The sequence below is a fragment of the Bradyrhizobium sp. McL0616 genome (genome assembly GCF_049993385.1).
Taxonomy (GTDB): domain Bacteria; phylum Pseudomonadota; class Alphaproteobacteria; order Rhizobiales; family Xanthobacteraceae; genus Bradyrhizobium.
Genome location: NZ_CP188255.1, coordinates 4,348,487 through 4,361,503, shown reverse-complemented (window position 1 = coordinate 4,361,503; position 13,017 = coordinate 4,348,487). Strand labels below are relative to the sequence as shown.

The following is a 13,017-nucleotide window of genomic DNA, read 5'->3' as shown; positions in this document are numbered from 1 at the left end:
CTCCGAGTAAATAACGGCTTAACCCTCCCAATAAGATGTTGGCAGCACAGCCAATCCGGAGTTCTAAAGTTCCCGCGCCACGCCTGGCAGCGCCGGCACGAAGCGGACCTCGACGAGTTCCTTGCGCTCGATCCCGGCCTCGCCACGGCGGAGGCGGGTCAGCGTCTGCACGCCCTGATGCGGGCCGACCGGCGCAATCAGGATGCCCCCGACCTCGAGCCGCTCGACCAGGTTCTCCGGGATCTGCTCCATCGCGGCAGTGACGATGATGCGGTCGAACGGGCCGATATTCGGAGCCAGGTTGAGCCCGTCGCCCAGCATCACCTCGACATTGTGGTAGCCGAGCTTTTCAAGCCTGGCGCGCGCGGCATCCGCCAGCATGCGATAGCGCTCGACAGTCAGCACCTGGCGCGCCAGCCGCGACAGCACGGCGGCCTGGTAGCCGGAGCCGGCCCCGATCTCGAGCACGCGGTGCTGTTTCTGGAGCTGGAGCTGCTCGGTCATGTAAGCGACGACGAAGGGCTGGCTGATGGTCTGCCCGCAGGCGATCGGCAGCGCGCTGTCACGATAGGCGCCGTCGCGATCACCGGCTTCGACGAACAGCTCGCGCGGCACCTCCTCCATGGTCCTCAGCACGGCCTGATCGCTGATGCCCCGGCGCCTCAGCGTCAGCTGAAACATCATCTTTTCCGGCGGGTGCTGATGGGAAGCCATTGCTGTCTGCGTTCGTCTCAGAGGGGCTCAATCGATGGTCTGCGTCGCGACGGCCCAGGCGATAATCTTGTTCCGGCTCAGGAACCTATGATACCCTCTCGGCGCAGCACTTGACCACAATCGGCTTGCGACAGATTAAGCTATTTGCGGGTTTGCGTTGGCCTAAACGCGCATTGCGTCGCTTGGCGTTATCTGCGAACGTTTTCAGGAATGGGCAAGGACTTCGTAATGACCGCGACAGGGCTTTCGGGCCGCTCTGTATTCCTCGTCGAAGACGAGGTGATGATCAGAATGATGGTCGCGGACATGCTCGAAGAGCTGGGCTACAAGGTCGCGGCTGAAGCGGGCGATATCATCGAGGCGATGCGGCTGGCCCAGGCGACCGAGTTCGACATCGCTATCCTCGACGTCAACGTCAACGGCAAGGTCATATCTCCGGTCGCGGACGTCATCAAGGCCAAGGGCTGCCCGTTCATCTTCGCGACCGGCTACGGCTCATCGGGTCTGCCCGAGCAATATCGCGACCGGCCTGCGCTTCAGAAGCCGTTTCAGCTCGATGCCCTAGGCAGGACCATCGAGGCCGCGCTGCGCGGTGGCCAGTAAACTATTTCAACGTGTCGCTTAGCGCTTCCGAAAACGCTTCGTTGGTGCGATCGAGCCTGAGCGGCGTGACCGAAACGTAGCGCTCGCGCAGCGCCGCGAGGTCGGTGCCCTCGGCGGGCGTGTCCAGCATCGCCGCGCGCTCGAAGCCAATCCAGAAATAGGGATTGCCGCGGCCGTCCCTACGCTCGTCGATCCTGAGGAAGCCGAGATTACGCTTGCCCTGCCGCGTCACGCGGATGCCCAGCACATCTTCCGGGGCGCAGGACGGGAAGTTGACGTTGATGACGGTGTCCTTCGGGATGCCCGCCGCAATTACCTTGCGCAGGATGTCGGGCCCGAACTTGCGCGCGGTGTCCCACGGCGGCCGCTCGCGGGTCTCGACGCTGAATTCCTGTGAGAGCGCGAAGGAGGGTATGCCCAGGATGGTACCTTCCAGCGCACCTGCGATGGTGCCGGAATAGACCACATCCTCGGCGACGTTGCGGCCCTTGTTGACGCCGGACAGCACGAGGTCAGGCAGCTTCGTGCCCAGGATATGGCGTGCGCCCATGATCACGCAGTCGGTCGGCGTGCCGCGCACCGCGAAGTGCCGAGGGCCGACCTCGCGCAAACGCAGGGGATCATTCAGCGACAGCGAATGCGACACGCCCGACTGGTCGAGCTCGGGCGCCACCACCCAGACATCGTCGGACAGCGCGCGTGCGATCTCCTCAACGACCTTGAGGCCGGGAGCGTGGATACCGTCGTCATTGGTGCAGAGAATGCGCATGCCGGAGATCGATTCCTGAGCTGGGGTCTGGCCGTCTTATCCGGCTATCGCCCATCAGGCAAACCGGTCGAATCCGGGGAATTCGGCCGGCACTATGCAGGTCTCCTCTGTGATCTAGCTCATTGCGGCACTGCAACGCCGCATCCTATTTTTCCTGCGCATTTTCAGGCGACTGGGCACCGAATGACCCGCTTTGCAGCCGCTATCCTTCTCGGGCTCGGCCTTAACCTCGGCCTTGGCCTCTGCGTGGCGGGGCCCCGACAGGCGCAGGATTCGGAACCGGCGAACCGCTGCTTTCCCTGGCAGGAGTTCCGCAACGGCGTCTGCGTCGCCAAGTCGGCACCGCTTGCACCAGCGCCACCCCTGGAAGCGCAGGCGCCAAGTCCGCCTCCTGCCCCGGCTGACAACAGCGCAACGACCATCCCGCTGGTGTGCCCGCCCAACTCCCATGTCGAAGGCGGCGCCTGCATCACCGATGGGTCCCCCGCTCCGCCGCGCGCGCTGATCACCCCCACCTGCAACGGCGGCACGGCGAGCAATGGGCAATGCACCTGCCCGGCCGGCTTCGAATTGATGCCGACAGGCGTGGATCCGGGCGGCACCTGCGTGCGGAGCAATGCTGAGAATTGCATCGGTGGCGCCATGACCGTTGCGGGCCAGTGCTTGTGCAACGGCCAAGTCACGATGTCCGGACAGGTCTACGATCTCGAATTCGCCAAGGGCCAATGCGTGCCGAAACGCTGTCCGCGCGACGGCCCCTGCATCACTGCGGGAGCGAAGCCGGATGCTGATGTTGCGCCAAAATTGTCATCGGAGGAGCGGCCGCGCGACTGTGGGCGCGGCATGGTGGCGACGCGTCATGGCTGTGTGCCGGCGCGGCACCGTTCGCGCGCGGCCGACCCGGGTACGTATTTCAGGGTCACACCGAATTACGGAAGCCCGATGCATTATTAGCGGCGGATCCGCCATTGCGGCAGGAAGCGCGCCAGCTTGCCCTCCACACGCAGCTTCATCGCCGGCACGACCGGACTGACCGCGGGTGATGCTTCAATCACGATGATCGGAGCCGACACCGGTGTCTTGGGATAGCGGATCCGCGCCAGCGTCACGGCCGTGTCAAAATCCTCGACATTGACGCCCGGCTTGGCCCGCCGACTCTGCACATGCGCGTCGTCCCAGAGCCGCGCGATGCCGATGTCCAACACGCCACGCAGTCGCTGGTCGACAGCCTGAATTCCAGCGCCGGTCACCGCCCATTGTCTGCCGACCCAGAAGATGTCGCTATGCAAGGCCATGAGCGGTTGGTTCGTGTTGACGAGCGGCCGTCAAGATAACCGGCCGCCCGATCTTCGCAACCAAACGTTTCTACCGCAACACCCGGCAATGGAGCGCTACTCGCGCGTGACGACTTTCAGCCCGCCCATATAGGGCTGAAGCACGTCGGGAACCGCGATCGAGCCGTCCTCCTGCTGATAGGTCTCCATCACCGCGATCAGCGCGCGGCCGAGCGCGGTGCCGGAGCCGTTCAGCGTGTGCACGAAGCGCGGCTTGCCGTCGGGCCCGCGCGAGCGCGCATCCATGCGCCGCGCCTGGAAATCGCCGCACACTGAACAGCTCGAGATCTCGCGGAATGCCCCGCCATCGCCCTGGCCTGGCATCCAGACCTCGATGTCATAGGTTTTTTGCGACGAAAAACCCATATCTCCCGTGCACAGCGTCATCACGCGGTAGTGCAGGTCGAGCCGCCGCAGCACTTCCTCGGCACAGGCGAGCATGCGCTCGTGCTCGTCCTTGCTGGTCTCCGGCGTCGTGATCGACACCAGCTCGACCTTGGTGAACTGGTGCTGCCGGATCATGCCTCGGGTGTCGCGCCCTGCGGCGCCCGCCTCCGCACGAAAACACGGCGTCAGCGCGGTCAGCCGCATCGGCAATTGCTTTTCGTCGAGGATGGACTCGCGGACGAGGTTGGTGAGCGCCACCTCGGCCGTCGGAATGATGCCGAGACGCTCGGTCCGCAACCGCTCATGGTCAGGCGCGGCGAGCAACTCGCCCTTGATCGCCCAGAACTGATCGTCCTCGAACTTCGGCAACTGCCCAGTGCCGAACATGATCTCGTTGCGCACGAGCAGCGGCGGATTGATCTCGGTGTAGCCATGCTCGTCGACGTGCAGGTTCAGCATGAATTGGCCGAGCGCGCGTTCGAGCCGCGCCAGCCCCTTCTTCAGCACGACGAAGCGCGCGCCGGAGAGCTTTGCCGCCGTCTCGAAATCCATGTCGCCGAGCGCGGCGCCGAGATCGTCATGAGGCTTGGGCGCAAATGCGTAATTGCGCCTGTTGCCGAAGACGTGGCGCTGTACATTGCCGTGCTCGTCGACGCCATCGGGCACCTCGCCGAGCGGCAGATTGGGGATTGCCGAAAGCTCCTTGGCCAGTTCCTCATCGGCGGCCTTGGCAGCGGCTTCAAGCTGCGGCATCGACGTCTTCAGCTCCGCGACCTCGGCCATCAGCTTGGCGGCGCGCGCGTCGTCCTTGGCCTTCTTGGCGTCGCCAATTTCTTTCGAGGCGGCATTGCGCCGTGCCTGCGCCTGCTCCGAGGCCAGGATCGCCGCCCGCCGCGTCTCGTCGATCGCGAGCAGCGACGCCGACAACGGCTTCAGGCCCCGCCGCGCGAGGCCGGCGTCAAAAGCTTGCGGATTGTCGCGGATCGATTTGATGTCGTGCATGGCCGTGGTCCTGAATCAGCGTGCAATGGCCAACGCGCGTGTTGGCGGGGTGCACAGCGCTTCCCACTACCACAGGCGTCATCGCCCGCGAAAGCGGGCCATCCAGTATTCCAGAAACTGCGGTGATTCTTCGAGGGGCCGCGGCGTACTGGATTCCCCGCTTTCGCGACGAAGGACACCGGAGTTGTGGCGCCCTACTCCGCCGGATTGGCGTCCGACGACGCGTCGGTGTCGGACGAGGCCTTCGAGGCCGCCGCCTTCTTCTCGACCATCGAGACCGCGATGATCGAGCCCTCATAGAGCAAAAGCAGGGGAATCGCGAGTGAGCACTGGCTGAGCACGTCCGGCGGCGTCAGCACGGCGGCGATGATGAAGGCAACGACGATGAAATAGCGGCGCTTCTCGCGCAGCATCTTCGAGGTGATGATGCCGATGCGGCCGAGCAGCGTCAGGATCACCGGAAGCTGGAAGGCAATGCCGAAGGCGAAGATCAGCGACATCATCAGCGACAGATATTCGCCGACCTTGGGAAGCAGCTGGATCTGCGCGGTCTCGTCGCTGCCGGCCTGCTGCATGCCGAGCGAGAAGCGGACCAGCATCGGCAGCACGACGAAATAGACCAGCGCCGCGCCCAGCACGAAGAAGAACGGGGTCGCGACCAGATATGGCAGGAAAGCCTGCTTCTCGTGCTTGTAGAGGCCCGGCGCGACGAACTTGTAGATCTGCGTTGCGACGATCGGGAACGAGATGAAGCCGGCGCCGAACAGCGCAAGCTTGAGCTGGGTGATGAAATATTCCAGCAGCGCCGTGTAGATGAATTTCGAATTCTCCGGCCCGGCAATCCACACGAACGGCCAGACCAGCACGTTGTAGATCTGCTTGGCGAAGAAGAAGCAGAAGATGAAGGCCAGGCCGAAGCCGAGCAGCGCCTTGATCAGCCGCGAACGCAGCTCGATCAGATGGTCCATCAAGGGGGCTTTGCTGGCCTCGATCTCGGCGTCGCTCATGACGCTTTGGCGTCCTTGATCGCCTCGGATGGCGCGGTGTCCTGGCTGACCTCAGCCGGTTCGACCTCGCGCGTGATCGCGAGCGGCTCGTTGACTGCCGCATGCGCCTCGACTTCCACGAAAGTCTCGGACGTCGATGCTTCCGGCGTCGTCGGGGTCACCGGTGCTTCACTTGAAGTCACCGGCGCTTCAGCTGAAGTGGCAGGCGCTTCGACGGCTGCGGTCGTGGGGGTCTCGGCCGGCTTGTCGAGCGCATCGACGCGCAGGGCGTCGCTGACGTCCTTCTGGAGCGATGTCATCAGATTGTTGCCGGCAAAGCCGGAGGCGGCTTCCTTGACCTCGTCGAAGCTCTTCTTGAGGTCGGCCATCTCGGCCTCGCGCATCGCTTCCTGGAATTGGCCCTGGAATTCGGCGGCCATCTTGCGGGCCTTGCCCATCCACTGGCCGACCATGCGCAGCACGCCCGGCAGCTCTTTCGGGCCGATGGCCACCAGGGCCACGACCCCGATCAAGACCAGTTCACTCCACCCGATGTCGAACATAACGTCTTCCGTTCACGCAAAACCACGATCGGCCCAATCCCTCACACGCAGGATCGGGACCGCTACCCACGTCTCGCGTGCTCCTGGCTCAGACGGCCTTGCTGCCGACGTCGGACCGTGCCGCGGTCGGGGCGGCCGTCGTGTGCTCGATGGACTTGGACGGCTCGGGCTTGTCGGCGACCTTGTCGTCGTCCTGCATGCCCTTCTTGAAGGCCTTGATGCCCTGCGCCACGTCGCCCATCAGATCCGAAATCTTGCCGCGGCCGAACAGCAGCAGGACGACTGCGATCACCAGGATCCAGTGCCAAATGCTAAGCGAACCCATCCTGCAACCCTCCAAACACGCACGGCCGGGGACCCGGCTGATCTTCATCGAAACGTAGGCTTCGCGGGTGTCAAAAACAAGGACCAAGGCAGCGCCAATTCGCTGTTGGCGCTACGTAATCTTGCTAGTGTTAACCCGTCGCAGAGGGCCGTAAAAGGCGGGGTTATCAGCCCTCTTCGCCACCCTCGTTGCCGCCTTCCGGGGCCTCGGGCTCGACCGCAGGGGCAAGTGCCAGATCCAGATCCTCGCCCGGTTCCAGCGGATCCTCGTCTTCGCGCAGCGTCGGGTCATCCGACGGCGTGGGGACGCTAAATCCGGTCGGCAGGCGCGAATCCAGCAGGCCCGTGCCCTTGAGCTCCTCGAGGCCCGGCAGATCGCCCAGCTGTTCCAGGGTGAACTGCGACAGGAAGTCCTCGGTGGTTCCAAAAGTCAGCGGACGGCCGGGCGTCTTGCGCCGGCCGCGCGGCTTGATCCAGCCGGTCTCCAGCAGCACGTCAAGCGTCCCCTTCGAGGTGACGACACCGCGGATCTCTTCGATCTCGGCGCGCGTCACCGGCTGATGGTAGGCGATGATCGCCAGCACTTCGATCGCCGCACGCGACAGGCGCCGCGTCTCGGTGCTTTCGCGGGTCATCAGCCAGGCCAGATCGCCGGCGGTGCGGAAGGTCCATTTGTTGGCGATGCGCACGAGGTTCACGCCGCGCAACGCATATTCGGCCTGCAGTTGCTCCAGCGCGGCCTTGACGTCGATGCCTTCGGGCATGCGTTTGGCCAGCGTCGCGGTATCCAGCGGTTCATTCGAAGCAAACAGCAGCGCTTCCAGCAGCCGCAATTCTTCGGGGCGCGCCTGGGATTCGTTCTCCATCGGCTCGGCCTCGTCTACCCGCGCTTCAGCCAGGCTTGCCATGGCAGATTCTCCTTCTTGCACTTAACCGACCGGCGCATCAGGCGCAGGAGTTGCGTCTGGCACCGGTTGATGGCGCCCCTTCCGGAAATAGATGGGCGCAAACGCTTCTCTCTGATTCAGCTCCAGCTGACCTTCCCGCACCAGCTCGAGCGCTGCGGCAAAGCTCGAGGCGAGCACCGTCGCACGCTGCGTCGGATCGGCGACGTGCCGGAGCAGATAGTCGTCGAGAACGCCCCAGTCATCCTGTTCGGTGATGCTGCCGACCAGCCGCTCCAGTGTGGCGCGCGCCTCGGCCAGCGACCACACCGTGCGCTTGGCGAGATGCACGCTGGCCAGCACGCGCGACTGGCGCTGCGAGGCGTAGGCGGTGAGCAAATCGTACAGCGTCGCCGTATATTTCGGATGCTTGATCTCGGCGATACGCTCGGGCTCGCCGCGCGGGAAAATGTCGCGCAGCAATTGCTGCCTGTTCATAAGCCGGTTGGCGGCTTCGCGAATGGCTTCCAGCCGGCGCAGGCGGTTGGCGAGCGCGGTCGCCATCTCTTCCGCGCTCGGACCTTCCGCACTCGGCGGCTCCGGCAGCAGCAGGCGCGACTTGAGGAAGGCGAGCCAAGCCGCCATCACGAGATAGTCGGCGGCAAGCTCGAGCCGGATCTTTCGCGCGGCTTCGATGAAGTGGAGGTACTGGTCGGCGAGCGCCAGGATCGAGATCTTGGACAGGTCGACCTTCTGTTGCCGCGCCAACGCGAGAAGCAGGTCGAGCGGGCCTTCATAGCCCTCGACGTCGACGACCAAAGCCGGCTCGCCCTCGGCGAGCTCCGCGGGCCGCCCGGTTTCAAACGATAGGATTTCTGCGGTCATGCGGATGCCGTGTTTGCCCGTGCGATCAATGCGTCCAGTTCGGCGCGTGCGGCCGCGCGGTCGAACGGCTGCGGTGGCTTGCGCGCGGCGAGCGCGGCGTTCGCCCGTGACAATGCCTTGCCCGACAATTCAGGCGTTTGGCCGGCAACATCGCGCATCTCCCCGATATTGCCGTTGCAATGAAGCGCCATGTCGCAGCCGGCCGCGAAGATGGCCCGGGTCCGCTCGGCAAGATTGCCGGCCAGCGCGTTCATCGACACGTCATCACTCATTAACAAACCCTGGAACCCGATTGCGTGGCGAATCACCTGAGCAATCATTGTCGCAGAAGTCGTCGCCGGATGGGCGGGGTCGACCGCGCTAAACACAACATGTGCAGTCATGGCCATCGGCAGATCCGCGAGCGGCTTGAACGCGGCGAAGTCGGTCCGGTCCAGCTCGTCCCGCGGCGTATCGACGGTCGGCAGTTTGAAATGGGTGTCGGCGGTCGCTCGTCCATGGCCGGGAATGTGCTTCAGCACCGGCAGCACGCCGCCCTGCTCCAAGCCTTCCGTGACCGCGCGGGCAATCGCCGCGACCTTGGCCGGATCAGTGCCGTAGGCCCGATTCCCGATGACGGCATCGGAGCCGGCAACCGGGACGTCAGCCAGCGGCAAGCAATCTACGGTAATGTCGAGGTCGGTGAGATCGGCCGCGATCAAGCGGGCGCTGAGGCGGGCTGCGGTAAGCCCGAGGGCCGAATCAGTGTCGTACAGGGTCCCGAAAACGGCGCCCGGCGGATAGACCGGCCAGTGCGGCGGCCCCAGCCGCTGCACCCGCCCACCCTCCTGATCGATCAGGATCGGCGCGTCAGCAGCCCCTGCAACGCTCCGCAATTCCGAAACAAGTGCAGTGACTTGGGACGGAGTCTCGATATTGCGTTTGAAGAGGATAAAGCCCCAAGGGCGCTCAGCACGGATGAACTCCCGCTCGGCGGCGGTCAGTCCCGTTCCGGAAACGCCGGTGATGAAGGCCCGCGTGCTCATAAGCGCCGATTAACCCTGCCCCGTGAGGGGGTCAAGGAAACCGCCGCTAATTCCTCTGGACGAAGCAGGACGGCAGGCCAGCGGACTTCAGGTTGTTGCAGGCCTGCACCGCTTCGTCGGCGGAGCCGTAGGGCCCTGCGAAGGCGCGAAAGACGATTCCCTTGCCCTTGTCGGTCAGATCAACCCGCTTGATGACCGGGGAGCGCGAGCCGAGCACGCTGCCATATTTGCTCTGGAGCACCCGGTACGAGGCCTGCGCGCTGTCCTCGCTCTGCTGCGACGAGACCTGCACGACAAAGCCGCTACCGCCACTGCTTGCGGGCGCAATCTGCGTCGGATTGGTCGCAGCCATCCGCTGTGGCGGCTCGGACGGCGCCGCCTGCGGCGCGAGCGAGAGCGGCTGGTTGGCGCTGGCATTGGCCGAGGTCGGCGGTGTGCGCGGCGCGGCAGGCGCGGCGACTTGCTTCGGCGGCGCGACCGGCTTGGCGGCCGACGGAGCAGCCGCTTGCAGCGCGGTGCTGTCAGTCTGATCGCCCTTCACAACCACGACCTTGACCGAGCGCGGTGCGCTATTCGGCATCGTCCCGTTGCTCGGAATCGGACCGGCACTCGGCGGCGGCACGGTGGACGGCGATACGCTCGCAACCGGCGGCGGGTTCGCATTCTGGTTCAGCGCCGGAAACACCACGCGGGGACCGGCGGCCTTGGTGTTGACGTCGACGGGCGCCTCCTCCCGCGGCACGATCTTCTCGCTGCCGTCACCGGTCACCATGCGGTCCGGCACCTTGGCGGATGAGTCCGACGGCGCCGGCACGATCTTGGTCGGCGTGTTGTCGGCCTTGATGATCGGGGGCTCCCCGCTGCGGGGCGAGCCCATATAGGTCTTGTAGGCGAAGGCCGCGCCAGTCCCGACCACGGCGAGCGCCAGGATCGCAGCGACCGTCATCATGCCGCCGCGCGACTTCCGGGGCTCATCGAGATCGGCCTCGGGATAGTCGCTCTGGAACGCGTAGGGATCGTCCGGATAGGCCGGCTCGCGCTGAAAATCCTGCTCGCCCGCCTCGAGCCGACCGTAGAGCGCATCATCGTAGCGCGCCGGATCGGGCTGCTCGTGAGGCGCCTCGTAGGCCTGCTCCTGATGGTGAGCCGGCTCCTGATACGCTTGGTCCTTGTAAGCTTGGTCCTGGTACGCGTGATCCTGATAGGCCTGCGGCCGATGAAAATCAGGCTCGGGCGCGGTCGGCTGGGCTGCATAGCGATGCAATGGATGAACCGGGTTCACGGAGACGGGATCGTCAGGCTCGACAGCGGGTGCCGCCTGCACATTGGCACGCCGCATCCATGAGGGCGGCCCGGGCTGAGCCGGCGCTGGCTCGGCATAGTCTTGCCGATGCTCGTCTTGCGGATAATTGTCTTCCTGATGGCTCTGCGTGGGTGCTGGTGCTGCCGCCGGCCGCGCGGTCGGTCGGACTTGCGCAGCGAAGGGATCGGTTTGCCCGATCAGGCGGGCGAGTTCGGCCAGGGGATCTGTCTCCACCCTCCCATGCTGATCGCCACCGCGACCATAGTCATCGGAAGGAAACCGTCTGTCCTGATATCGTTCGGCCATCGTGATGATGCGTCCCTTCGGGAAAGCCGCGCGCCCCTCGACCAAGGCGCGGCTTTCGACCCACAAGGCTTTCAACCAAGTCTAAGCGATCCGGCTTCTGCCGGTACCCCCACAATTCCCCTTAGGTAGTTCGCCCCAAACTACCGCATCTCGTCCGGAGCATGGACGCCGAGGATGGCGAGGCCCGATGCCAGGACAGAGACGACGCCCTGGACCATGGCCAGCCGCGCCTTCGTTAGATCTGCATCATTATTGATAATGAAGCGTAAATAGGGCATGTCGCGCCCCTTCGTCCAAAGTGCGTGAAATTCGCTCGCTAAGTCATAGAGATAGAAGGCAATTCGGTGCGGCTCGTGGGCCGCCGCGGCGGCTTCCAGCATCCGCGGAAAAATTGCGACGCGCTTGAGAAGGTCGAGTTCCACCGGGTCAGACAGCCGTTCTACCGCCGACTCACTGAGCCAGGCGACCCGCTTACCGGCGTCCTCAGGCAACTCCGGGAACACCTCCGCCCGCGCGTTGCGGAAGATCGAATGGCCTCGGGCATGGCCGTACTGGACGTAGAACACCGGGTTGTCGCGCGACTGTTCCATGACCTTGGCAAGGTCGAAATCCAGCACCGCGTCGTTCTTGCGGTAGAGCATCATGAAGCGGACGGCGTCCTGGCCGACTTCATCCACCACCTCACGCAAGGTGACGAAGTCTCCGCTCCGCTTGGACATTTTCACCGGCTCGCCATTGCGCAGCAGCTTGACGAGCTGGACGATCTTGACGTCGAGCGTGCCCTTGCCGGAGGTCGTCGCCTTCACCGCCGCCTGCATCCGCTTGATGTAGCCGCCATGGTCGGCGCCCCAGACGTCGATCATCTCGGCGAAGCCGCGGTCAAACTTGTTCTTGTGGTAGGCGATGTCGGAGGCGAAGTAGGTGTAGGAATTGTCCGACTTGATCAGCGGACGATCGACGTCGTCGCCGAAAGCAGTCGCCTTGAACAGCAGTTGCTCGCGGTCTTCCCAATCCTCGACCGGCGCGCCCTTCGGCGGCGGTAGGCGGCCTTCATAGACGTCGCCCTTGGCGCGCAGGAAATCGATGGTCTCGGCGACCTTGTTGTTGCCGCTCTCGATCAGCGAGCGCTCGGAGAAGAACACGTCATGGCGGATGTTGAGCGCGGCGAGATCGCCCTTGATCTCGTCCATCATCATCGCGATTGCCTTGGCGCGAACGGTCGGCAGCCACTCGGCCTCGCTCTTTGCGAGGAGCTTGTCGCCGTGCTCTTGCGCGAGCGCTGCGCCCACCGGCTTCAGATAGTCTCCGGGATAGAGCCCTTCCGGAATGGCGCCGATATCCTCGCCGAGCGCCTCGCGATATCTGAGGAACGCGGAGCGCGCGAGCACGTCGACCTGGGCGCCGGCATCGTTGATGTAATATTCGCGCGTGACGTCGTGGCCGCCGAACTGGAGCAGGCTCGCAAGCGCGTCGCCGAACACGGCGCCGCGGCAATGGCCGACATGCATCGGCCCGGTCGGATTGGCCGAGACGTATTCGACGTTGACCTTGGAGCCGCCGCGGACGCGGCCGTAATCGGAGCCCTCGCGCAGCACCGTGCGCAGCGCTTCCGCCCATGCGGCGGGGATCAGCGTCAGGTTGATGAAGCCGGGACCGGCGACGTCAACCTTGGCGATCAGCGGGTCAGCGCGCAGCCGCTCGGCGATCTGTTCGGCGAGGTCGCGGGGCTTCGCCTTTGCCTCTTTCGCGAGCACCATGGCGGCGTTGGTCGCCATGTCGCCATGAGACGGATCGCGCGGCGGCTCGACCACCACGCGCGAGAAATCGATGCCCTCGGGCCAGTTGGCGTCCGCCGCGAGCGCGCGGCAGGTGGCGTGCACGCGCGCGAGCACGTCGGCGAACAAATGCAGGGATGAGGATGTGTCGGGCATG

At 64.7% G+C, this 13,017-nt stretch carries 14 protein-coding genes; 2 read left to right on the top strand and 12 right to left on the bottom strand.

The features are described from left to right. Positions 1-63: 63 nt before the first annotated feature. Complete coding sequence (locus ACPPVR_RS21160) at positions 64-714, bottom strand: protein-L-isoaspartate(D-aspartate) O-methyltransferase (protein WP_426608530.1); 651 nt, start codon at positions 712-714, stop codon at positions 64-66. Between the two features lie 228 nt (positions 715-942). On the opposite strand from ACPPVR_RS21160, the gene ACPPVR_RS21155 reads away from it, so the two are divergent. Next, the gene (locus ACPPVR_RS21155) at positions 943-1,317 is read left to right on the top strand and encodes a response regulator (protein ID WP_426608529.1); all 375 of its coding nucleotides are present in this window, start codon (positions 943-945) and stop codon (positions 1,315-1,317) included. Position 1,318: 1 nt separating this feature from the next. Here the strand turns inward: ACPPVR_RS21155 and surE are convergent, their stop codons facing one another. Continuing rightward, the gene (gene surE, locus ACPPVR_RS21150; protein ID WP_426608528.1) at positions 1,319-2,086 is read right to left on the bottom strand and encodes a 5'/3'-nucleotidase SurE; all 768 of its coding nucleotides are present in this window, start codon (positions 2,084-2,086) and stop codon (positions 1,319-1,321) included. 183 nt (positions 2,087-2,269) lie between these two features. On the opposite strand from surE, the gene ACPPVR_RS21145 reads away from it, so the two are divergent. Continuing rightward, on the top strand, positions 2,270-3,040 hold the full coding sequence (locus ACPPVR_RS21145) for a hypothetical protein (RefSeq protein ID WP_426608527.1): 771 nt from the start codon (positions 2,270-2,272) through the stop codon (positions 3,038-3,040). On the opposite strand, the gene ACPPVR_RS21140 is transcribed toward ACPPVR_RS21145, so the two are convergent. The 10 genes from ACPPVR_RS21140 to argS form a co-directional block, all read right to left on the bottom strand. Beyond that, entirely contained in the window at positions 3,037-3,381 is a 345-nt protein-coding gene (locus ACPPVR_RS21140; RefSeq protein WP_426608526.1) for a hypothetical protein, read from the bottom strand. The two genes, ACPPVR_RS21145 and ACPPVR_RS21140, sit on opposite strands and share 4 nt — an antisense overlap. Positions 3,382-3,477: 96 nt before the next feature. Continuing rightward, a complete protein-coding gene (gene serS, locus ACPPVR_RS21135) occupies positions 3,478-4,809 on the bottom strand; it encodes a serine--tRNA ligase (RefSeq protein ID WP_426608525.1) in 1,332 nt (443 codons plus the stop codon). 194 nt (positions 4,810-5,003) lie between these two features. Further along, positions 5,004-5,816, bottom strand: a complete 813-nt coding sequence (gene tatC, locus ACPPVR_RS21130; protein ID WP_426608524.1) for a twin-arginine translocase subunit TatC — start codon at positions 5,814-5,816, stop codon at positions 5,004-5,006. Further along, entirely contained in the window at positions 5,813-6,358 is a 546-nt protein-coding gene (tatB, locus tag ACPPVR_RS21125) for a Sec-independent protein translocase protein TatB (RefSeq protein WP_426608523.1), read from the bottom strand. Before tatB ends, tatC begins: the two co-directional genes overlap by 4 nt. Before the next feature lie 88 nt (positions 6,359-6,446). Next, positions 6,447-6,683: a twin-arginine translocase TatA/TatE family subunit gene (locus ACPPVR_RS21120; protein WP_426608522.1), complete on the bottom strand. Its 237-nt coding sequence runs from the start codon at positions 6,681-6,683 to the stop codon at positions 6,447-6,449. A gap of 166 nt (positions 6,684-6,849) precedes the next feature. Beyond that, on the bottom strand, positions 6,850-7,590 hold the full coding sequence (gene scpB / locus ACPPVR_RS21115; protein ID WP_426608521.1) for an SMC-Scp complex subunit ScpB: 741 nt from the start codon (positions 7,588-7,590) through the stop codon (positions 6,850-6,852). A 21-nt stretch (positions 7,591-7,611) separates the two neighbouring features. Continuing rightward, positions 7,612-8,451: a segregation and condensation protein A gene (locus ACPPVR_RS21110; protein ID WP_426608520.1), complete on the bottom strand. Its 840-nt coding sequence runs from the start codon at positions 8,449-8,451 to the stop codon at positions 7,612-7,614. Then, positions 8,448-9,476 carry a beta-N-acetylhexosaminidase gene (gene nagZ, locus ACPPVR_RS21105; protein ID WP_426608519.1) on the bottom strand — a complete coding sequence of 343 codons (1,029 nt, stop codon included), beginning with the start codon at positions 9,474-9,476 and terminating at the stop codon, positions 8,448-8,450. Before nagZ ends, ACPPVR_RS21110 begins: the two co-directional genes overlap by 4 nt. Before the next feature lie 46 nt (positions 9,477-9,522). Then, positions 9,523-11,085, bottom strand: coding sequence for an SPOR domain-containing protein (locus ACPPVR_RS21100; RefSeq protein ID WP_426616147.1), 1,563 nt, complete (start codon positions 11,083-11,085; stop codon positions 9,523-9,525). A gap of 140 nt (positions 11,086-11,225) precedes the next feature. Continuing rightward, complete coding sequence (gene argS / locus ACPPVR_RS21095) at positions 11,226-13,016, bottom strand: arginine--tRNA ligase (RefSeq protein WP_426608518.1); 1,791 nt, start codon at positions 13,014-13,016, stop codon at positions 11,226-11,228. Position 13,017: the final 1 nt, after the last annotated feature.